Consider the following 19,019-nt stretch of genomic DNA (forward strand, 5'->3'; position numbering starts at 1 on the left):
CGGGTCAGCTCCCGGCGGGGTGCGTGTCCACCGTCAACTGCGCGACGGACCGCATCGTGGCGTCGCGGAAGTAGGCCGCGAACGCCTCGGGAGAGGCCGTGTCGCGCCGCTCGGCGAGGTAGGGCTGGAGCTTCTCCTCCAGGACGTGGACGCCCTTCTGCCGGGCCATGTGGGCACCGACGGCGGCGAAGTCGCCCTCGTAGTGGATGACGCGCACCATCACGTCGTCCTTGATGAAGACGCCGGTGCCCAGCAGCCGTCCGGCCGCCTCGCCGTCGTCGCCGGCCAGGTCGGGTGTGTCGACGCGCTTGAAGTGGGCGAAGATCTCCGCGATCTCGTCCTCGTACCCGGGCTTGACCCGGTAGGTGATCGCCGCGTAGGGCATCAGATTCCTCCATCGACTGTGAGCGTGGCACCGGTGACATAGCGGGCGGTGTCCCCCGCGAGGTAGAGGACCGCGCCGGCCACGTCCGCCGCGGTGCCCAGCCGGCCCAGTGCCGTCATTCCGGCGAGGCGCTCGACGAGCTGCGGGGGCAGCCCCGCGCCCGGCTCGTCCTCGGTCGCGGTGACGCCGGGCGCGACGGTGTTGACCCGGATCCCCCGGTCGCCGACCTCCTTGCTCAGCGCCCGGCCGAAACCCACCAGCGCCGCCTTGGAGGCGGAGTAGTGGGTGCCCAGCGGGCGCCCGCGCAGCGCCACCGAGGCACCGACGTTGACGATCGAGGCGCCGTCGGCCAGCAGGTCGTGCACCGCCCTGGTGACCAGATAGGCGGAGGTGACGTTGGAGTCCATCAGCCGGTGCCACTCGGCCTCGTCCAGGTCGGCGAACTTGCTGTGGCCGTCGACGCCGACGTTGTTGACGAGCACGTCCAGGCCGCCCAGGTGCGTGTGGCACTCCTCGGCGAGCCGGGCGGCGTCCTGCCCGTCGGTGACGTCGGCGGCCACCAGGTGGTGTCCGGCGCCCCGGGCCGCCAGCGCGGCCGCCAGGCTGCGCGCGTCGTCACCGGTGGTGCGGTGGGCGACGACGGTCCGGGCGCCCGCCTCGGCGAACGCCAGGGCCGTGGTCCGGCCGATGCCCCGGGTGCCGCCGGTGACCAGGACCCGCTTGCCGGCCAGCCCCGGCCCCGGCAGCACACCGGTGGCCGTACCGGCGGCGCTCATACCGCATCGGGCAGGTTGGCATTGATCATCTTCAGCAGCAGCCGCGGCGTCTCGGCCTCCACCACGGCGTCGTCGGACAGTTCGACGCCGTACTCGCGCTTGATGACGCCGGTCACCTGGAGCAGCGCGAGCGAGTCGTAGCCCAGTTCGAGGAACGGGGTGTCCAGGACCGCCTCGTCGGAGACGTCCGCGTCCTCGGCCTCGCCCGCGCACTCCAGCAGCTTCTCGGCCAGCTCACGCTGGGTGAACTCGCTCACTGGATCCTCCCTCCGTCTTTCGTCCACACGTAGAACGGGTTCGCCATCGCGTCCTTGGGTTCCTTCCAGTTCGGGTCGTAGGGCGACACGCACTGCGCGAGGCGGGTGTTGATGTCGTCGTAGAGAGGGTGACTGCGGGCGCGGTAGAGGTTGGGGGTGATGTCCTCGTCCGCCTCCACGAGGTGGAAGTACAGGTCGTGGAAGCTGAAGAGCGTCCGCCGCGCGACCCCCACCATGTGGGGCAGCTCGGTCCCGTCCGACTCCTCGAAGATGCTGGCGATGGAGTCGGCCCTGCCCGGCTCCATCCGCGCCACTATGAGCGTCCGGTGTGCCACCGTCGGCCTCCTTGGGGAAGGTGTGGAGCAGCCCGTCCCGGTCGGTCGGCGGGCCTGGCGGGCAGCGTGCCAGCGGCCTCTGGAGCCCCGCTCAATCCCGCCGCGACCCCGGTGCGCGCCCCGCCGCCCCGCGCCGTCCGCCTCCCGCGGGGCCGGGGCCGGGCCGCCCGGTCCGGCGCGGTCAGCGCAGCGGGCCGGTGGCCACCGTGTTCCGCAGCGCCGCCTCCTGCGAGAGCAGCAGCGGCCTGCCGACCATCCGGCCCGCCCGGCGGACACCGCTGGCGTGCGCGCCGTATCCGCCGCAGGGCAGATTGCCGTCCTCGGTGTCGAAAGGGGTGGCGTCGCGCAGCACGACGGCCGTGCCCAGCGTCCGCCCGGTCAGCCGCGGCTCGCCGAGGACCGCCGCGTACATCCCGCGCTCCAGCTCCAGGGGGTGCCGGGCCCAGCAGCGCAGCATCTCCGGGTCCTCGTAGGGGACGACGCAGAACAGCGGCCCGGAGAGGGCGGGCGGATGGAAGCCGGGGTCCTCGTCGAAGACCAGCAGGGAGGGCTCGACCTGCATCCGCTCCGGGTCCGCCCCGCCCCCGGCCACCACCCGGTCGGCGTGCTCGGTCAGGAAGCGGGCCGCGCCCTCCACGGCCTCGCCGTAGGTGAGGGCGGTGAGCACGGCGTCGGGCCAGCTGCGGGCGCCCACCGTCAGCACGGACAGTTCGGCACGCAACCGCTCGACCAGCGCGTCCAGCCGCAGCCGGTGGACGAACAGCACGTCGGGGCAGAGCCGGTGCTGACCGGAGTTGTAGAGCCGGGCGCGCAGCACCGCCCGGCAGGCGGCGTCCGGTTCGGCCCGGGGGCCGACGACCAGCGGATTGGGCGCGGGCCCGGACAGCAGGAAGAGCGGGCCGTCGCCGATCTCGGTCATCAGCTTGCCGGCCGCCGTGGCGGAGCCGGTGAAGACGACGGCGTCGGACTCCGCGCAGACCGGCGTGAAGTCGTGCTGCGCGGCGTCGGTGAAGCGGATCCGGGCGGCCAGCGCGGGGTCGAGGCCGCGGCTGACGGTGCGGTGCACCTCCAGGGCCGTCTCCCGGATCCGGGGCGTGGGCCGGACGACGACCTCGTCGCAGTAGAGCGCGGGCACCAGGCAGTGGCGGACGTAGGAGTAGAGCGCGGTGTCCTGCGGAAGCACGACCGAGACCCGGGCCAGCTGCGGCACTCCGGTACGGGCCAGCTCCCACGGCGCCCCGGCCACCGCACGCAGCGAGCGCAGCAGTTCGTCGCGGGCACTGGCGCAGGTGGCGAGCCGGGTCAGGGCGGCCAGCAGCTCGGCGCGGCCGTCCAGCAGCGCGGCCGCCGCGCCGGTGGCCCTCTCGTGCGCCGCCTCGAGATCGGGCCACGGGCGGGTGACGGATTCCAGCACGGGCATGGAGGGCTGGGTCATGGAGGACTCCTCGGGCACGGGCGGGTCCGCTCCCACCGGCTGCTTCAACCGGCGCTCGACCCCGCCGGGTTACCTTTCCCTGCGGCTCACCGCCGCATTTCCGAGGAATCACCGATTTCGTGTATGTCAGCTCTGTGACGGTGATTTCAGCGTAGGGGGGACGGAGGCGGGGTGTCGAGAGGGCCGCCTCGGACCGGGCGGCCGGACCAGGAGGGGACCCGTCCATGACGCTGACCACCCGCACCGGACCCGCCGACCGCACCGGAACCGCGGAACCATCCGGGGAGACCGCGCCCTGGGAGGGGCGGCCGCTGACCGACCACTGGGACACCGTCCGCGCCCTGGTGCGCGACGCGCACCCGCGTCAAGCCGGACCGGCCCCCGGCGACGGGGATCCGGCCGGCGCGGATCCGGCCGGCTTCGCACCGGACGGCGAACTCCCCGCCCTCGACGGCCCGCTGCGCGGCTACCTGGCGGCGGCCGGGACGCGGGTCACCCGGCTGCCCGACCACCGCGGCGTCCGCTGGCAGCTGTTCGACCACTGCGCCGCCGCCGGGAGCCGCACCGCGCAACCGGACACGGCACTGCTGCTCGTCGCGCGGGCCGTGCAGCACACGCGGCGCACCGGCCGGCGGATCGCACTGCTGGCGCCCTCGTCCGGCAACCTGGCGAGCACGCTGCGGGACGCGCTGCTGCGCGCCCACCGGTACGGACTGGCCCACCCGGACCAGGTGCGGGTGATCGCGCTGGTGCCCGCCGCCGCCCGGCACAAAGTGGCCGACTCGCCGCTGGCCCGCCACCCGGAGCTGCGGCGGCGCAACCCCCTGGTCGTCCACCACGGTGCGGAGCCGGGTGCGGTGCACGAACTGGCCGCCGCCTACTGCCGGGCGCACGCCCGGGCGCTGCGCACCGGGACGGGAACCGCGCTGTGGTATGTCCGCGACCCCGTCGAGCACCGGGCCGCGGCCGCGCTGCGCGCGTTCGTGGAGCGGGACGCGCTGGGCGCGGCGCCCGCGGCCGGCCGGGTGCACGCGCAGACCGCCGACACCGGATCCGCGGCGCTGGGGCACCGCGCGGGCAGCGCCCTGGCGGCGGACGGCGCCGCCGACGCGGCCGGGCCGCGCCCGCTGCTGGTGCAGCAGCCGCGCACCTGCGGCCTGGCGCTGCATCTGCTGACCGGATCGTGCTCCCGGGAGGGCGCACCCCGGTACCGGTACGACGCGGCGCGCCGCCTGCACCACCAGGCGGCCGGCAGCCCCGACCCGCACTTCCCCCGCACGGCGCACCACCCCGAAGAGGTCGTCGAGCCCGCCTTCTTCACCCGCGCACCCGGCACGGCGCCGGAGGTGAGCGCGCTGCTGCGCGCCCACGGGGGCACCGGGATCGTCGTCTCCCGCTACGAGTGCCTGGCCCGCTATCCGTCCCTGCGCGCCCTGCTGGCCCCGGCCGGTGTCGCCCTGCCCGCCGACCCGGCCCGGTTGGCCGACTGGTCGCTGGTGATGGCGCTGACCGGAGCCCTGAACGCGGCGGAGCGCGGCCTGCCGGCCGGTCCGGAGGTGGTGGTGCACCGCACCGCCGCGCACGGCGCGGCGGACCGCGCCCCGGTACCCGGCGCGCTGGCCCGGTACGCGGACTCCGCGGACGAACTGCACGCCGTACTGACCGGGGCGCTGGACGACCGCGGGCGGTCGCGGTGACGGGCGCCGGAAGCCGGCCCGCCACCGGCGGGCCGGGCCGGCGGCCCACCGCCCCGGTGCCGGGCGAGGCGGTGCGCGCCCGGCGGGCCGCCGCCGGCCTCCCCGCGCAGGGACCGCTGCCCGCACGGCCGTTCGTGCTGCCGCGCGGCCGCTACGACGAGCTCTTCCGGACCGCGGCGGCGCTGCTGGCGCTGGTGCGCCGGGCGGTGCTGGCGCTCGGACCCACCTGGCCCGAACGGCTCGTCGCGCTCGGCGCCGACCCCGCCGACCATCCCCCGTACTCGGGGCTGGAGAGGGTGGAGACCGACTGCTGTGCCCTGCTGGCCGGTGCCGACTTCCTGGTCGGTGCGGGCGGGCCGCAGCTGCTGGGCCTGGACACCGGCGGGACGCCCGGCAGCCCGCGGGAGACCGGGGTGCTCACCCGCGCGTGGCAGCGCGCCGCGGCCGGGCTGCCGGAGGCGCCGCTGTTCGGGCACGATCCGCTGACGGTGCGTGCCGCCGCGCTCGCCGATTTCTGCGCCCGGCGGGGACTGCCGCGCACGGTGGCCCTCATCGGTCCCGGCTTCCACCCCGACGAACAGCGCGAGCTGCGGGCGCACGGCTTCGCCGCCGACCTGCTGTCCTGCGCCGGCCCCCGGGACGGACCGGGCCGGCAGAGTTACGCGCTGGGGCTGCTCGGCGGCGCGCACCCGGCGGGCGGCGGGGCCTCCGGCCTGCCCCGGACCCACCGGGCGGGCCTGCTGCTGCCGCAGCCGAGCAGCGGGCTGCTGGCCGACAAGCGGGCCCTCGCGCTGGTCTCCGAAGGACTGCCCTGGATGACCCGGGGCGAGCGGCGGCTGGTGGAGCGCCGGCTGCCGTGGACCCGGATCACGCTGGCCGGGCGCACCACCTGGCACGGCACCGAGCGGGATCTGCCGGGCCTGGTGCTCGCCGAGCCCGAACGGTTCGTGCTCAAGCGGGCGGTCGCGGGAACCGGGCCGGTCGTGGCCGGTCACGCGACGGAGCCGGAGGTCTGGGCGGCGGCGGTGCGGCGCGCCTTCGGCCTCGGCGACAGCGTGGTGCAGGAGTACGTGCGACCGGCGCCCCACCCGGTGGAGCTGAGCGACGGCGCTGCCGTGCGGACCGTGCACGGCGCCGCTGCCGTGCTCAGCCCGCTGCTGTTCGCCGGGCGGCCGGGCGGGTGCCGGGTCAGCTTCCCGGCATCCGGCGTCCCGGCGTCCGGCGCCGGCCCCTCCCGTCTCCCGGCCGACGCCGTGCTGGCGGGCCGGGAGACGTCCGGCTGAGACCGTCAGCCGCCGCGCAGCGCCCTCAGCGGCCCCCCGCTGCCGCTGAAGGCCGCGTCGCGTGCGGCGCCGGTCAGCTCCAGTTCGACCGAGGAGTCGAGCACGGCGCACTGGAGGCGCTGCAGGTCGGGTGAGGGGTCCAGGCCCAGCTCGCGGGAGAGGACGCCGCGCAGCCGCTGGTAGACCTCCAGTGCGTTGCCGCGTCTGCCCGAGCGGTAGAGCGCGAGCATGAGCTGCGCCTGGATGCCCTCGTGCAGCGGATGCTGGGCGGCGAGCCCGGAGAGTTCGCCCACCAGCTCGTGGTGCCGGCCCAGGCTGAGGTCGACCTCGATGCGCTGGTTGAGGATGCCCAGCCGGGATTCCTCCAGCCGGGTCGCCTCGATCTCCAGCAGCGGACCGCACTGCACGTCCACCAGTGCGGGCCCGCGCCACAGTTCCAGGGCCCGGCGGAAGGAGGCGGAGGCGCCGACGCAGTCGCCGGCCTCCAGCGCCCGGTGTCCGGCGCCGGAGAGCCGCTCGAACTCGCAGACGTCGACCATCCCGCCCTGGGTGTCGAGCAGATAGCCGCCGGACTCGGTGATCAGCACGCTCTTGGCGCCGTGCGGCAGATCGGGGTGGTGCCGGTCGCCCAGGGCGGCCGCTATGAGGTTGCGCAGCTGGAGCACGTACGTCTGGAGCGTGGTCTGCACGCTGCGCGGCGGGGCCTCCCCCCACAGTTCCTCCACCAGGGAGGCGACGGAGACCACTTGGTCCGGGTAGAGCGCCAGCAGGGCCAGCACCTTTCTCGGTTTGACCGCGGTCGGGACGACGGAGACCCCCGACTGGACGACCCGGCAGGGTCCCAGCACACTGATGTCCATCTCTCGCTCCCTTCGGGTGCGTTCTCGGACTGTTTCGGGCTAGGTGGACGGCTCGGACAGTGGTGCGGCGCCCTGCTTCGGGCCGCTGCGGCGCAGTTGTGCCGCCAGCAGGCCGGGCAGCGCGGTGTCGCGTACGAAGAAGTGGCCTCCGGGGACCGGGTGCTGCGCGAACGGCCCGCTCGCCCAGCGGCGCCACTCGGCGACGGCGGCGGCCGGGGCCGCCTCGTCCCGGGTGCCGGCGAACACGTGCACGGGGCAGTCGAGCGGGGTGTCCCAGGCGGGGTCCGCCGCGCCGCCGAGCGCGCGCAGACTGGCGGCGAGCCGCAGGTCGTCGCGCATCGTGGAGAGCAGGGTGCGCAGCCACTCCGGACGCTCGAACATGTACGGGGGCAGCGTGCCGTACCGGTTGAGCGCGGCCAGCAGCGCCGTGTCGGGCAGGTCGTGCTGGTCGGTCAGCGGGGTCGGCAGGTGCGGCGGCGGGCAGGCTCCCAGCCCGACCAGCACCGGCGCCGCCCGGCCCGCGCGGCGTATCCGCTGCGCGAAGCGGTAGGCCACCAGCGCGCCGAGGCTGTGCCCGTAGAGCGCGTAGGGCTGGTCCAGCAGCGGGCCGAGCTGCGCGTCGAGTTCGTCCAGCAGCACGGGCGCCTCGGTGATGCGCGGCTCACGCAGCCGGGTCTCCCGGCCGGGGAGCCGGACGGGCAGCACGCACACGCCCGGGTCGAACCCGCGGCGCCAGCGCGCGAAGGTGAGCGCGCCGGCGCCCGCATGGTGGAAGCAGAACAGCCGCAGTCCGCCGTCGGCGGGCTCCCGCCCGGTGGCGGGTGAGCCGTCCGTCGTGCGTGGTTCGGGAGGTGCCGCGAGATACGCGTTCATCCCTCCCCCCTTCCCCCGTCCCGGTGACGGGGCCGGTCGTCGAGGGCCAGATGTTCACGACTGGCGCTGGACGACAGCTTGAAGCGGGGTGGAACCGGCCGGGGAGGGCCGCTACCCCGCGAGGCCCGCTGCCGCGCCGGCCTCGGCGCCGCGCCAGGCGGCCAGTGCGTCCTCGCCCCGGAGAATGGCCTGGTGCAGGCGGTCGATCCGGGGCGAGGGCTCCAGGCCCAGCTCCTCCACGAGGGTGGCGCGCAGCCGCCGGAAGGCGACCAGCGCATCGGAGGAGCGGCCGTCCTGATGGAACGCGACCATGAGCAGCGCGTGCAGGTTCTCGTAGAGCGGGTAGCGGCCGCGCAGGGCGCACAGCTCGCCCAGCACCTCGCGGTGCCGGCCCAGCCGCAGATCCGCGTCGATCCGCCGCTCCAGCGCGCCCAGCCTGCTCTCCTCCAGCCGGGTGGCCTCGATGGCGAGGTGCTTGCCGTGCGGCAGGTCGGCGAGCGCGGGACCGCGCCACAGTGCGAGTGCCTCGTCCAGCAGCCGCGCGGCCTTGGCCATGTCCCCGGCCTCGTAGGCCGCGTGCCCGTTGCGGGTGAGCTGCGCGAACTGCAGCGCGTCGACGTCGGCGTCGGCGATCTCCAGCTGGTAGCCGGCGTGCCGGGTGGCGAGGATGTGCTTGTCCCCGGGCCGGAGCGGGTCGCGCGGCGCGGCACCGGCCGCGGGCAGGGTGCCCTGGTCGCCGAGGGCGGCACGGAGCCTGCGGCGCAGTTGCAGGATGTAGGTCTGGAGCGTGGTGGGGGCGCTGCGCGGGGGCCCGGCGCCCCAGACCTCCTCCATGAGGTCGGACACCGGCACGATGTGCCGGCTGCGGAGCGCGAGCAGGGCCAGGATCTGCCGCGGCTTGGCCGCGCTCGGCGCGATCGAGGCGCCCGCCGTCTCGGCGTGCAGAGTTCCCAGTACCCTGATGCGCATCCGGGCCTCCCCGTTGGCGGTTCCCGCTGGTGGGTGTCGCTGCTTCGGTCACTGCGTACGGTTGGGAGAATCGCATCCGTACGCGCCGTGCGACAGTGAGTAACTCACGATCTTGGCGCGGATATCCGGCGGAACCGGGGCATGAGATTTTCACATGGAGGGTCGTGAAGCCTCCACTGGCCCGAGCCCCACGGGCCGCTCACACTGCTGTCCTGCGCATCGGACCCTCACGATCGGGCCACTCCCCACAGCACCGCGTCGCCCCATGAGTCCACGGGGGCCATGGGTTCCTCTCTCTCCAGACGGGAGACCACGATGTCAGGTCACGCGCTCGCCAAGGTCACCACCCCCCGCACCCCGGGGGCCGCGCACTCGCTCGACCAGGACTGGCGCTTCGCCGAACTGACCGCGCAATGCTGCCTCGACCCCGCCCTCGCGCTGCGCTATGCGGTGGAACCGCGCGGCGTGCTCGCCGAGTTCGGGATCGCCACCGACGCGGCGACCCCCGTCCCCGCCCTGCCCGCCGGGCTGGGCAGCGAGGTGACCATCACCAGCCTCAACCCGCGCGACACCGTCGGGCACACCACCGACTGCTCCAGTTGGACCTACGCACCGCCGAACGAGCCGGCACCGGCCGCCGTTCCGGTCTCCCCCGCGGCATCGACACGCTGAGCCGCGCCCGAGCCGACCGAACGGGGGAGACGGAATGGAGACCGGCACCACACCATCGAGACCGGGGTTCCGCAAGCACCTGCGGCCCGCCGTCGTACCGGGCGACGCCACCTACCTCGTCTCCGAACAGGGGGTCACCGCCGTGGAGGGCGCGGCGATGGCCGCCCTGGCACCGCTGCTCGACGGCAGCCGGGACCTGGCGCAGCTGGCCCGGGAGACCCGCGGAGTGCTCTCGCCCGGCCAGCTCGGCAGCATTCTGGGGCAGTTGGCCCGGGCCGACCTGGTCGCCGACTTCGCCCCGGCGGACGGCCCGGCCGCCGACTGCCCCGGGCACTCCGACGCCACCTCCGCGTTCTGGGAGTCCGCCGGACTCGACGGGACGCGCGCCGACGCCGAACTGTCCGCCGGCCGGGTCCGGCTGCTGACCGTCGGCGCCGACGAGGACCGGCGGGCCGCCCGGGACGCCTTCCGGGCGGCCGGGATCGCACCGGCCCGGCCGGGCGAGAGCGATGCGCACACCCTCACCGTGGTGCTGTGCGAGGACTACCTCTCCCCCGCGCTGGCCGACATCGACGCGGCCCAGCGCCGCACGGGCCGGCCCTGGCTGCTGGCCAAGCCCTCCGGCGTCCAGCCGTGGCTCGGCCCGATCTTCCAGCCCGGCACCGGCGCCTGCTGGCACTGCCTGCACCACCGGCTGCGCCACCACCGCTCCGCGCACAGCTATGTGGGCCGCGCACTGGGTCTCGCGGCGCCGGTCACCCCGCCGCGCGCACACATCGCCGCCAGCCGGGCCAGCGCGCTCCACCTGCTGGCCCTGCAGGCGGCGACCTGGCTGGGCGGCTTCCGGGACGGCCGGCAGTCGTCGGTGTGGACCCTGGACAGCCTGCGCGGCGAGGGCCGGCACCATCCGGTGGAGCGCCGCCCGCAGTGTCCGGTCTGCGGCGATCCGACGCTGGTCGCGGCCCGGGCGCGGCAGCCCGTGGAGCTCCGCTCCCGCCCCAAGGTGCCCACCGGGGGCGGACACCGGTCGGTTCCGGCGCGGGAGATGCTGCGGCGGCACGAGCACCTGGTGAGCGAGGTCACGGGGGTGGTGCGGCTGCTCAACCGGGACCCGCGCTGCCCGGAGGACCTCAACGCCTTCGTGTCCGGCAGCAACCCGGCGCTGCTCGGCGACGGGGTGCACACGCTGCGCTCGGCGCTGCGCAGCCACAGCGCCGGCAAGGGCGTCACCGAGCTGGACGCGAAGGTCGGGGCGCTGTGCGAGGCGGTGGAGCGGTACTCCGGCACCTTCCAGGGTGACGAGGAGCGGGTCCCGGGACGGTACGCGGAGCTGGGTGGCGCCGCGGTGCATCCCAACGCCCTCCAGCTGTACGACGAGCGGCAGTTCGCCCGGCGGCAGGAGTGGAACGCGCTGCACTCGCCGTTCCAGTTCGTCTGCGACCCGTTCGACGAGGACGCGGTGGTCGACTGGACGCCGGTGTGGTCGCTGACCGAGCGGCGGCACCGGCTGCTGCCCACCGGGATGCTCTACTTCGCCACTCCGCGGCGGGCCGGTGACCCGGTGCCGGTGCGGGCCGACTCCAACGGCAACGCGGCGGGCAGCAGTCTGGAGGACGCCGTCCTGCAGGGCTTCTACGAGCTGGTGGAGCGCGACGCGGTTGCCCTGTGGTGGTACAACCGCACCCTCCAGCCGCAGGTGGACCCGGAGTCCTTCGGCGAGGAGTGGATCAGCCGGATGCGTGCCTCCTACGCCGCGCTCGGCCGGGAGTTCTGGGTGCTGGATGTGACGTCGGACCTGGGCATCCCGGTGATGTGCGCGGTCTCCCGGCGCACCCGCCGGGGCGGGGCGGGGTGCGAGGACGGCGAAGACCGCGAAAACCGCGAAGACATCGTGTTCGGCTTCGGCTGCCATCCGGACCCGGCCCTGGCGCTGCGCCGGGCGCTGACCGAGATGACACAGATGCTGCCCGCGGTGCTGGACACCCGCAACAGCTTCGAGGACCCGGTCTTCCGCGACTGGTGCACCCGGCGCACCCTCGCCGACCAGCCCTATCTGGCACCGGACCCGGAGGCCCGCACCCTGGGGGCCGCCGACTTCGGCCACACGCCCCGCGCCGATCTGCGCGAGGACGTGGAGGACGCGGTCGGGCTGCTGCGCCGGCACGGGATGGAACTGCTGGTGCTGGACCAGACGCGGCCCGACCTGGGCATCCCGGTGGTCAAGGTGCTGGTGCCCGGACTGCGGCACTTCTGGGCGCGGTTCGCACCGGGGAGGCTCTACGACGTACCGGTCCGGCTCGGACGCCGCGCCGAGCCGGTCGACTACGACGGGCTGAACCCCATCCCGGTGTTCGTCTAGCCGATGGTGGCACCCGATCCCCTCGCCTATGCTGTGCACACCTTCGGCGGGGCGAGGGGAGAGCGCGAGTGAGCTCAGGGGGCAACCGAATCTCTTTACACCGGCGACGAAACGGGACACGGCAGCCACTCGCCTACGGGGTCGACGCCGCCATGGCGCCCCGGATCGTGCTGGTGGTCTTCGTCGTCGCCATGGCCGGCATCCTGGGTGCCGCGGTGCTGCACCTGCTGACCGTCGGCGGTTCGCCGATGCAGATCCTGGTCGGCGCGGCGGCGATCGCGGTGATGTTCTGCACCCAGGTGGCCCGCACCACCCAGCGGGGCATGCGGCTGCACCGCACCTACCAGTTCTGGGTGCTGGGCGTGCAGATCGTCTGCACCTTCCTGCCGATGCTGCTGATGGGCACGGCCTGGGTCGGGCTGCCGGGGCTGCTGGCCGGCTCGCTGCTGCTCACCCTGCGGCCCCCCTGGTCCTGGCTGGGGGTCGCCGGGTGCGTGGCCAGCGTCCTGGCCGTCACCTGGTTCTCGGGCTGGGCACCGCTGCGGGTGGCCTACAACGGGGTGTCGGCGCTGACGACGTGCGCCGTCGTCTACGGGCTGACCAAGCTGTCCGAGATCGTCCTCCAACTGCGCGCGGCGCAACAGGAGATCGCCCGGCTGGCGGTGGAGGAGGAGCGGCTGCGCTTCGCCCGGGACCTGCACGACCTGCTGGGCTACAGCCTGTCGGCGATCACCCTGCGCAGCGAGCTGGCACACCGGCTGGTGGACGCCGATCCGCCGCGCGCCCAGGGCGAGGTGGCGCATGTGCTGGAGATCTCCCGGCAGGCGCTGGCCGACGTCCGCTCGGTGGCGCGCAGCTACCGGAACATCTCGCTGCCCGCCGAGATCTCCTCGGCCGTGTCCGTCTTCGAGGCCGCCGGGATCGACGCGGAGGTCGACTCGACGCTGGAGAGCGTCCCGGAGACGGTGGGCACCGTGCTGGCCACGGTGCTGCGGGAGGGCGTCACCAACATCCTGCGGCACAGCAAGGTGCGCCGCTGCCAGATCACGGTGTGCGGCGACGCGGACTGCGCCGTGCTGCGGCTGGTCAACGACGGCGTGCAGCCGCTGCCCGATCCGCGGGACCCCACGACGCCGCACCCGGACGAAGAAGGAGGCAGCGGGCTGGGCAATCTGGCCGCGCGGGTGGACGCGATCGGCGGCACCCTGCGGGCGGGTCTGCGCGAGGACGGCTGCTTCCGGCTGGAGGCGCGCATCCCGCCCCCGGCCCCCGGGCGTCCGGCGGGCCGGGACGGGCCCGGGAGGTGCGCGGACCGCGGGCCGGGCGGACCGCACGGCCCGGCCCGGGCGGCGGCCTCCGGTGCGGCTACAGCCAGCCCTGCTCCCGGGCGATCCGCAGGGCGTCCACCCGGTTTCGGGCCCCGAGCTTGATGACGATGGCCGTCAGGTAGTTGCGCACGGTGCCCACGGAGAGGAAGAGCCGCCCGGCGATGTCGGCGGCCTCGGCTCCCTCGGCCGCCAGCCGCAGCACCTCGGTCTCCCGCGAGGTGAGCGGGTTCTCCCGGGCCGACCAGGCGTCCAGGGCCAGTTCGGGGTCGATGACCCGCTCCCCGGCGCGTATCCGGCGGATGGCGTCGGCCAGTTTGCTCGGCGGCGCGTCCTTGAGCAGGAAGCCCGAGACATGGGCCTCCAGGGCGCGGCGCAGGTTGCCGGGCTGGCCCAGGCTGGTGAGGATCAGGGTGCGGCAGGCCGGCAGCTTCTCGTGCACCTCGGCGGCCGCGGTCAGTCCGTCCACGCCCGGCAGGTCGATGTCGATGACGGCGACGTCGGGGCGGTGCGCGAGGACGGCCGGCAGGATGGCGCTGCCGGAGTCGATCTCGGCGACGATCTCGATGTCCTTCTCGATGTCGAGCAGCGCCACCAGAGCACCGCGCACCATGTGCATGTCCTCGGCGAGCACCACTGAGATCATCGTCGAGTTCCCCCGCGGACTCGGCCGGCCGGACTGGCGTTAGCGAGGCGAGAATACCGTGCCCCGTCACATGCAACACCGACTCGACCACGATTCGAGTCCATAGTTCAACAGTCCGTTACATGGCTCAGGATTCCGCCACACCCACGCCCGTCCGTCCCTACCCCCCGCCGCGCCGCTCGGCGACCGAGGTCCCCGAGGACTACGCGCTGCTGCGCGCGGAGGAACCCGTCGCCGCCGTCACGCTCCCCAGCGGCGATCCGGGCCACCTGGTCAGCCGCTACGACGACGTGCGGGCCCTGCTCGCCGACCCCCGCTGCTCGCGGGCCGCGACGGTGGCGCCCGAGGCGCCGAAACTCACGGCCGTCCCGTTCGACGCGGGCGGCCTGTTCACCATGGATCCGCCCGAACACACCCGGCTGCGCGGGCTGGTCGCCCGCGCCTTCACCCCGCGCCGGGTGGAGCGGATGCGGCCCCGGCTGGAAGAACTGGCCGGGGAGCTGGCCGACGCCATGGCCGCCGGGAACGGTGCCGGGGGCGGCCCCACCGATCTGAACACGGCCTTCGCCTTCCCGTTCCCGATGGCCGTCATCTGCGAGCTGCTGGGGGTGCCCTTCGCGGACCGGGAGCGCTTCCGCACCTGGTCCGACGCCGTGCTGTCGCTGACGGCGCATCCGCCGGAGGAGATGCTGCGGCACAAGCAGGCGCTGCTGGCCTATCTGGCGGACCTGGTGGCCGACAAGCGGCGCGCTCCCGGCACCGACCTGCTGAGCGCGCTGGTCGGCGTCCGGGACGAGGAGGGCCGGCCGGACGAGCGGGAACTGCTGGTGCTGGCGATGACGTTGCTGGTCGCCGGGCACGAGACGACGGCCGGGGTGCTGGGCACCTCCGTGCTGACCCTGCTGCGGCAGCCGGAGCGGCTCGGCCTGGTGCCGGACGGGGAGGAGGCGACGGCCGCCCTGGTGGAGGAGCTGCTGCGGCTCAACCCGGTCGGGGACGGCGGGCCGCTGCGGGTCACCACGGAGCCGGTGGAGGTGGCCGGCCGGGTGCTGCCGCCGAACAGCGCCGTGATCGCGTCCGTCTGCTCCGCCAACCGGGACGGCAGCCGGTACACCGATCCGGACCGCCTCGACCCGGACCGCACCGGTGATCCGGCCCAGCCGCCGCACCTGGCCTTCGGGCACGGTCCGCACTACTGCCTGGGCGCGCCGCTGGCGCGCGCCGAACTGGCCGTCGCGCTGCGGGTGCTGGCCGGCCGGTTCCCCGCGCTGCGGCCGGCGGTGCCCGTCGAGTCGGTCACCATGCACCGGGGGCTGCTGGTCAACCGGCTGACGGAGCTGCCCGTCCGGTGGGACTGAGCGCGGCGCCGCGGGGTCCGGCGGGAGCCGGGCCCCGGATGCGGGAGCCGTCGCGGGCCCGCGGACCGTATCCGAAGGCGCGGTCGACGGCGATGTGGGCGAGCCATCCGCAGGCCGCGACGCGCAGCGGACGGCTGTCCAGGGCACGCGCCGTGCCGAGGAGCAGGAGCGGCACGCCCGGTGAGTGCAGCACGTTGTAGGAGCGCACCGCGTACCGGGGCAGCGGATCGAACGCGGGGGCCGCGGCGATGCCGTGCAGCAGCGCGAGGTCGGGCAGCACGGCGGAGGTCCACAGCACGCGGCTGCGGGGCCCGCCCAGCCGGGCGCCCGCGTACAGCGCCGCGGCCCCGACCGTGCCGCTCAGCATCCGCCCCCGCGGGGTGCACCACGTCCAGCCCCTCATGTCCGCACCCGGCCCCGGCCGCCCCGGCGCACTCCCGCGACCGCCTCCAGTACCGCCCGCCGCACCGGATGGACGCCCAGGCCGCGGAGCGCGGAGCCGAGCAGCAGCGGGCGGACGCGGCCCAGATGGGCCGGGGCCCCGTGCGCGTCGTCGACCACGAGCAGCCTGCGGCGCGCCGCGGGGTCCCGCAGCAGCGCGGCCGCGTCGGTCAGCGGCACGATCTCGTCCCGCAGCGCGGCGACGTAGGTCAGCGGGAGGTGCGCGAGGCGGGCCAGCTCCGGCGGTGCGAGCGCCCAGTCCCGCAGTGCGCACAGCACATCGGCGGGCGGGTGCCCGGTCAGCCGCGCGAGGGTGTGCACCGTCGTGGCCGGGATGCGGGCGTGCCGGCCGGCGTCCCGGAAGAAGTGCCGTACCGGCGCGCCCACGGTGGAGACGCCGGTGATCCGGGGGTCGCTCAGCGCGGCCCGCAGCGCCAGATGGCCGCCGAAACTGAGCGCCACGGCGTGCGTACGGCCGACGTCCGCGCGGTCGGCGAGATGGTCGAGCAGGGCACCGAACATGGCGGGGGCCGCGGTGTCGTAGGGCAGGGTGTTCTCCCCCACGCCGGGCAGTTCGGTGACGGCCACGGCGGTGCCCAGCGCGGCGGCCCGGGCCAGCAGCGGGGCCCACTGCTCCTTGACCGAGACGATGCCGCCGCACACCAGGATCAGGGGACGCGGGTCGCTGCGGGAGAGCCCGGCCGTCCAGGCGGTGAACCGGCCCGTGCCGCCGGGCGGTTCGATCTGCGCACGGCCGATGTCCGGGCGGGTGGACCGCCAGCGGTCGAAGGAGCTCACGCACAGCCGCTGGGCCCGTTCCCGCGCCGGACCGTCCGGGTGGGGGAAGCGGGCGAGCGCGTAGTGGCGGACCGCGTCCAGGTGTCTGCCGCGCGCGGCGAGCGCGTCGCCCGCGCGGCTCCAGACGGCGGGCCAGGCGTCGGGGCCCTCGCCGTGGGCGCTGCGGACGCGGGTGAGGACCGCGCGGCAGCGGTCGGCCGGGATGCCCTGCGCGCGGGCGTGCAGTGGTGCGAGCGCCCGGAGTTCGGCCAGACCGGGCGGGCCGGTGAGTGCGGCGGTGTCGCTCATACGGGGGTCACCTCGCTGGGCGTGGGCGGCTGTTCCCGCCGGGCGGCGGGGCGCCGGCCGGGGAAGTAGGCGGGGGCCAGTACCCGGCGGCGCAGCACGGGGCTCGCGTCGAGCGCGCGGTAGACGGTCCGGCGCAGCGCTGTCGCGGCGGGTGCCGTGAGCGCGAACATCCGCTCCTGTCGCAGTTGGAGCGCGCGCGAGCGGCGCACGTCCGGCTCCCGTTGCTGCTGGAAGAGGTCCAGCGCGGTGCGCAGCGCGCTGCCGCGGGCCCGCCGGTCGCGGCCCAGCGCCTCGGCGGCCAGCGGCGCGAGCGCGACCGCGTCCGCCAGCGCGTGGTTGACCCCCTGGCCGAGGACGGGCGAGAGGGTGTGCGCGGCGTCGCCCACCAGGACGACGCCGGGCGCCGACCAGTGCGGGACCTCGGCGGTGAAGATGTCCAGCAGCGCCGTGTCCGACCACGCGCGCAGGCTGCCGCGGGCCGCTTCCCCGGCCTCCGGGGCCAGCCGGCCGATGCGGGCGCAGAGCCGGTCGAGGCCGCCGGCGCGCAGCGTCCGCAGCCCGCCCTTGGGGATGTTGAGGCCGACCCGGACGGTGCCGTCGGCGCAGGGCAGGAACAGGCCGTGGCTGTCCCCGGCGATCCGCACCCGGTAGACGCGGCGGTCCCAGCCGGCGGGGAAGGGCAGCTTCAGCCACACCACGTCGCGCTCCAGCGGCCGGTGCCGCACCCGCTCCTGGAGTCCGGACAGCCGGCGCACGGCGCTGTGGCGGCCGTCGGCGCCGACGGTGAGCGGCGCCTCGACCCGCACGGTGCCGGCGGGGGTGCGCGCCCGTACGCCGGTCACGGCCGGGCCCTCGGCCAGCAGTCCGACCGCGGTGGCGGGCTCCAGCACCGTGCAGGCGCCCGGCTGTCGGGCGGTCCGCTCGGCGAGCGCCGCCAGCAGCGCGTCCTGCGGCAGTTCGGCGGGGTGCCGGTAGCGGTAGGGGAAGTCGGCGAACCGCAGGTCGAGTACGCGGCGGCCCGCGTCCTGGATCTCCAGCCGGTCCACCCGGTGCGCTGCCCCGCGGACCCGCTCCCAGACGCCGAGTCCGGCCAGCAGCCGCACGCCGTCCGGCGAGACGGACTCGCCGCGGAAGGCCGGGCCCGCGCCGCGGGCCGGGTCGCGCCTCTCCAGCAGCACGACGTCCAGGCCCAGCCGGGTCAGGGCCAGGGCCAGGGCCCGGCCGCCGGGGCCGCCGCCGACCACGCACACGTCGGCGCTCAGCGCGCTCCCGGCGGCTGTCCCGTCACCGGGCACGGTGCCCCTCCCCCGTCCCGTCGACCAGCGCCGCGATGAGCCCGTCGTCCAGCATGGTGGCCGCCGCGGTGTCGCTGGTGTCGCCGAAGCCGGCGTCGAAGTGGGCGACGCTGACGGTGTAGGCGCGGTCCACCAGACAGGTGTGGAAGGCCCATTCGGAGCCGGTGCCGGGCTCCCCGTCGGGCCGCAGCACCTGCACGTTGCGGTCCTGCGGGCTGAAGCCGAACTCGGTGAAGCGGAACCGCATGCCCTGCCCGATGGCCTTGCTGTACGCCTCCTTCAGGGTCCACAGCCGCACCAGCGCCGCGTTGCGCCGCTCCTCGGCGATCTGCGCGAGGGCGCTGCGCTCGTGGGGGGTGCAGACCTGCTTCTCGGTGCCCAGTCCCAGCATGGGGCGGTCCTTGGCCTCGGCGTCCACCCCGATCCAGCCGCGCCGGGTGAGGCCGACGAGCAGCAGGTTCTCGGTGTGGCTGAGGCTGATGTCGACCTGGTCCAGGCCGCGCAGATAGGGGCGGCCACCGGGCTTGTAGGCCAGCTCGACGGCCTCGGGTGCGGCCTCGATCACCGCGCAGGCGACGTGTTTGAGCAGCAGCCGGGAGGCCACGAAGCGGGCCCGGACCTGCGGGTGGCCCATCGCGCGGAAGCGGGCGTGGTCCCGGCCCAGCAGCGGGCGCAGCCGCGGGTGGTCGAGGTCGGCGGGCAGCCACTCCGGCAGCCGCCCGTACACGACGACGCTGCCGTGCCGTGCGACGGCGTCACGGACCCGTTCCCAGGGTCCGTGCGGTCCGTCCATCCGCACCGGCCGGGCGAACGGCTCCGCCGTCCTGCCGTCCGGCGCGGGGCCCAGGGTGATCGCCATGCCAGCCCTCCAGACGCGTCGCCGCGCCGTCGGTCGCGTCCACCGCGCGGTGGCCCGCCGGGCCCGCCGCACGGATGCCCGGCGGCGCCTGCCGGGCGGTCGGGGTGC

19 protein-coding genes are annotated in these 19,019 nt (G+C 75.5%); 6 read left to right on the forward strand and 13 right to left on the reverse strand.

What is annotated here, in order from left to right; translation table 11 throughout:
* Positions 1-4: 4 nt before the first annotated feature.
* From A949_RS0123325 to A949_RS34250, 5 genes are all read right to left on the reverse strand, one after another.
* Positions 5-385, reverse strand: coding sequence for a SchA/CurD-like domain-containing protein (locus A949_RS0123325; protein ID WP_019358456.1), 381 nt, complete (start codon positions 383-385; stop codon positions 5-7).
* A complete protein-coding gene (locus tag A949_RS0123330) occupies positions 385-1,161 on the reverse strand; it encodes an SDR family NAD(P)-dependent oxidoreductase (RefSeq protein WP_019358457.1) in 777 nt (258 codons plus the stop codon). Before A949_RS0123330 ends, A949_RS0123325 begins: the two co-directional genes overlap by 1 nt.
* Positions 1,158-1,418: an acyl carrier protein gene (locus A949_RS0123335; RefSeq protein WP_019358458.1), complete on the reverse strand. Its 261-nt coding sequence runs from the start codon at positions 1,416-1,418 to the stop codon at positions 1,158-1,160. Before A949_RS0123335 ends, A949_RS0123330 begins: the two co-directional genes overlap by 4 nt.
* Complete coding sequence (locus tag A949_RS0123340) at positions 1,415-1,753, reverse strand: TcmI family type II polyketide cyclase (protein WP_019358459.1); 339 nt, start codon at positions 1,751-1,753, stop codon at positions 1,415-1,417. Before A949_RS0123340 ends, A949_RS0123335 begins: the two co-directional genes overlap by 4 nt.
* 181 nt (positions 1,754-1,934) lie before the next feature.
* A complete protein-coding gene (locus tag A949_RS34250) occupies positions 1,935-3,188 on the reverse strand; it encodes an aldehyde dehydrogenase family protein (RefSeq protein WP_019358460.1) in 1,254 nt (417 codons plus the stop codon).
* 224 nt (positions 3,189-3,412) lie between these two features.
* Between A949_RS34250 and A949_RS38255 the strand changes: the two genes are divergently transcribed.
* Positions 3,413-4,885 (forward strand): DUF6002 family protein, encoded by a 1,473-nt coding sequence (locus A949_RS38255; protein ID WP_019358461.1) that lies wholly within the window; start codon positions 3,413-3,415, stop codon positions 4,883-4,885.
* On the forward strand, positions 4,882-6,168 hold the full coding sequence (locus A949_RS0123355; protein ID WP_019358462.1) for a hypothetical protein: 1,287 nt from the start codon (positions 4,882-4,884) through the stop codon (positions 6,166-6,168). Before A949_RS38255 ends, A949_RS0123355 begins: the two co-directional genes overlap by 4 nt.
* 5 nt (positions 6,169-6,173) lie before the next feature.
* Here the strand turns inward: A949_RS0123355 and A949_RS0123360 are convergent, their stop codons facing one another.
* From A949_RS0123360 to A949_RS0123370, 3 genes are all read right to left on the reverse strand, one after another.
* Positions 6,174-7,028, reverse strand: coding sequence for an AfsR/SARP family transcriptional regulator (locus A949_RS0123360; protein WP_019358463.1), 855 nt, complete (start codon positions 7,026-7,028; stop codon positions 6,174-6,176).
* A 39-nt stretch (positions 7,029-7,067) separates the two neighbouring features.
* Entirely contained in the window at positions 7,068-7,901 is an 834-nt protein-coding gene (locus A949_RS34260; protein WP_019358464.1) for a thioesterase II family protein, read from the reverse strand.
* A gap of 111 nt (positions 7,902-8,012) precedes the next feature.
* Positions 8,013-8,870: an AfsR/SARP family transcriptional regulator gene (locus A949_RS0123370; protein ID WP_019358465.1), complete on the reverse strand. Its 858-nt coding sequence runs from the start codon at positions 8,868-8,870 to the stop codon at positions 8,013-8,015.
* Between the two features lie 315 nt (positions 8,871-9,185).
* On the opposite strand from A949_RS0123370, the gene A949_RS0123375 reads away from it, so the two are divergent.
* The 3 genes from A949_RS0123375 (at position 9,186) to A949_RS34265 (ending at position 13,331) form a co-directional block, all read left to right on the forward strand.
* The gene (locus tag A949_RS0123375) at positions 9,186-9,542 is read left to right on the forward strand and encodes a hypothetical protein (protein ID WP_019358466.1); all 357 of its coding nucleotides are present in this window, start codon (positions 9,186-9,188) and stop codon (positions 9,540-9,542) included.
* Between the two features lie 34 nt (positions 9,543-9,576).
* Positions 9,577-11,901, forward strand: a complete 2,325-nt coding sequence (locus tag A949_RS0123380; protein ID WP_019358467.1) for a TOMM precursor leader peptide-binding protein — start codon at positions 9,577-9,579, stop codon at positions 11,899-11,901.
* 152 nt (positions 11,902-12,053) lie between these two features.
* Complete coding sequence (locus A949_RS34265; RefSeq protein ID WP_019358468.1) at positions 12,054-13,331, forward strand: sensor histidine kinase; 1,278 nt, start codon at positions 12,054-12,056, stop codon at positions 13,329-13,331.
* Here A949_RS34265 and A949_RS0123390 read toward each other — a convergent pair.
* A complete protein-coding gene (locus tag A949_RS0123390; protein WP_019358469.1) occupies positions 13,267-13,872 on the reverse strand; it encodes a response regulator transcription factor in 606 nt (201 codons plus the stop codon). The two genes, A949_RS34265 and A949_RS0123390, sit on opposite strands and share 65 nt — an antisense overlap.
* Before the next feature lie 122 nt (positions 13,873-13,994).
* On the opposite strand from A949_RS0123390, the gene A949_RS0123395 reads away from it, so the two are divergent.
* Positions 13,995-15,230, forward strand: coding sequence for a cytochrome P450 (locus A949_RS0123395; RefSeq protein ID WP_019358470.1), 1,236 nt, complete (start codon positions 13,995-13,997; stop codon positions 15,228-15,230).
* Here A949_RS0123395 and A949_RS34270 read toward each other — a convergent pair.
* The 4 genes from A949_RS34270 to A949_RS0123415 are packed head-to-tail and all read right to left on the reverse strand — an operon-like array spanning position 15,193 to position 18,911.
* Positions 15,193-15,633 (reverse strand): DUF4260 family protein, encoded by a 441-nt coding sequence (locus tag A949_RS34270; RefSeq protein WP_106428875.1) that lies wholly within the window; start codon positions 15,631-15,633, stop codon positions 15,193-15,195. The genes A949_RS0123395 and A949_RS34270 overlap by 38 nt on opposite strands.
* Complete coding sequence (locus tag A949_RS0123405) at positions 15,630-16,757, reverse strand: alpha/beta hydrolase (RefSeq protein ID WP_019358472.1); 1,128 nt, start codon at positions 16,755-16,757, stop codon at positions 15,630-15,632. The genes A949_RS34270 and A949_RS0123405 overlap by 4 nt, the downstream gene beginning before the upstream one ends.
* Complete coding sequence (locus A949_RS0123410) at positions 16,754-18,052, reverse strand: FAD-dependent monooxygenase (protein WP_019358473.1); 1,299 nt, start codon at positions 18,050-18,052, stop codon at positions 16,754-16,756. The genes A949_RS0123405 and A949_RS0123410 overlap by 4 nt, the downstream gene beginning before the upstream one ends.
* A complete protein-coding gene (locus A949_RS0123415) occupies positions 18,042-18,911 on the reverse strand; it encodes a 4'-phosphopantetheinyl transferase superfamily protein (RefSeq protein ID WP_019358474.1) in 870 nt (289 codons plus the stop codon). Before A949_RS0123415 ends, A949_RS0123410 begins: the two co-directional genes overlap by 11 nt.
* Between the last annotated feature and the right edge of the window lie 108 nt (positions 18,912-19,019).

This window comes from Streptomyces sp. AA1529 (assembly GCF_000280905.1).
In the GTDB taxonomy this organism is placed as follows: Bacteria; Actinomycetota; Actinomycetes; order Streptomycetales; family Streptomycetaceae; genus Streptomyces.

What these genes read in the sequence shown, in the direction of transcription:
- A949_RS0123325 (WP_019358456.1), bottom strand. Translation starts at nt 385, where the DNA reads ATGCCCTACGCGGCGATCACCTACCGGGTCAAGCCCGGGTACGAGGAC.
- A949_RS0123330 (WP_019358457.1), bottom strand. Translation starts at nt 1,161, where the DNA reads ATGAGCGCCGCCGGTACGGCCACCGGTGTGCTGCCGGGGCCGGGGCTG.
- A949_RS34250 (WP_019358460.1), bottom strand. Translation starts at nt 3,188, where the DNA reads ATGACCCAGCCCTCCATGCCCGTGCTGGAATCCGTCACCCGCCCGTGG.
- A949_RS38255 (WP_019358461.1), top strand. Translation starts at nt 3,413, where the DNA reads ATGACGCTGACCACCCGCACCGGACCCGCCGACCGCACCGGAACCGCG.
- A949_RS0123360 (WP_019358463.1), bottom strand. Translation starts at nt 7,028, where the DNA reads ATGGACATCAGTGTGCTGGGACCCTGCCGGGTCGTCCAGTCGGGGGTC.
- A949_RS34260 (WP_019358464.1), bottom strand. Translation starts at nt 7,901, where the DNA reads ATGAACGCGTATCTCGCGGCACCTCCCGAACCACGCACGACGGACGGC.
- A949_RS0123370 (WP_019358465.1), bottom strand. Translation starts at nt 8,870, where the DNA reads ATGCGCATCAGGGTACTGGGAACTCTGCACGCCGAGACGGCGGGCGCC.
- A949_RS0123375 (WP_019358466.1), top strand. Translation starts at nt 9,186, where the DNA reads ATGTCAGGTCACGCGCTCGCCAAGGTCACCACCCCCCGCACCCCGGGG.
- A949_RS0123380 (WP_019358467.1), top strand. Translation starts at nt 9,577, where the DNA reads ATGGAGACCGGCACCACACCATCGAGACCGGGGTTCCGCAAGCACCTG.
- A949_RS34265 (WP_019358468.1), top strand. Translation starts at nt 12,054, where the DNA reads ATGGCGCCCCGGATCGTGCTGGTGGTCTTCGTCGTCGCCATGGCCGGC.
- A949_RS0123390 (WP_019358469.1), bottom strand. Translation starts at nt 13,872, where the DNA reads ATGATCTCAGTGGTGCTCGCCGAGGACATGCACATGGTGCGCGGTGCT.
- A949_RS0123395 (WP_019358470.1), top strand. Translation starts at nt 13,995, where the DNA reads ATGGCTCAGGATTCCGCCACACCCACGCCCGTCCGTCCCTACCCCCCG.
- A949_RS34270 (WP_106428875.1), bottom strand. Translation starts at nt 15,633, where the DNA reads ATGAGGGGCTGGACGTGGTGCACCCCGCGGGGGCGGATGCTGAGCGGC.
- A949_RS0123405 (WP_019358472.1), bottom strand. Translation starts at nt 16,757, where the DNA reads ATGAGCGACACCGCCGCACTCACCGGCCCGCCCGGTCTGGCCGAACTC.
- A949_RS0123415 (WP_019358474.1), bottom strand. Translation starts at nt 18,911, where the DNA reads ATGGCGATCACCCTGGGCCCCGCGCCGGACGGCAGGACGGCGGAGCCG.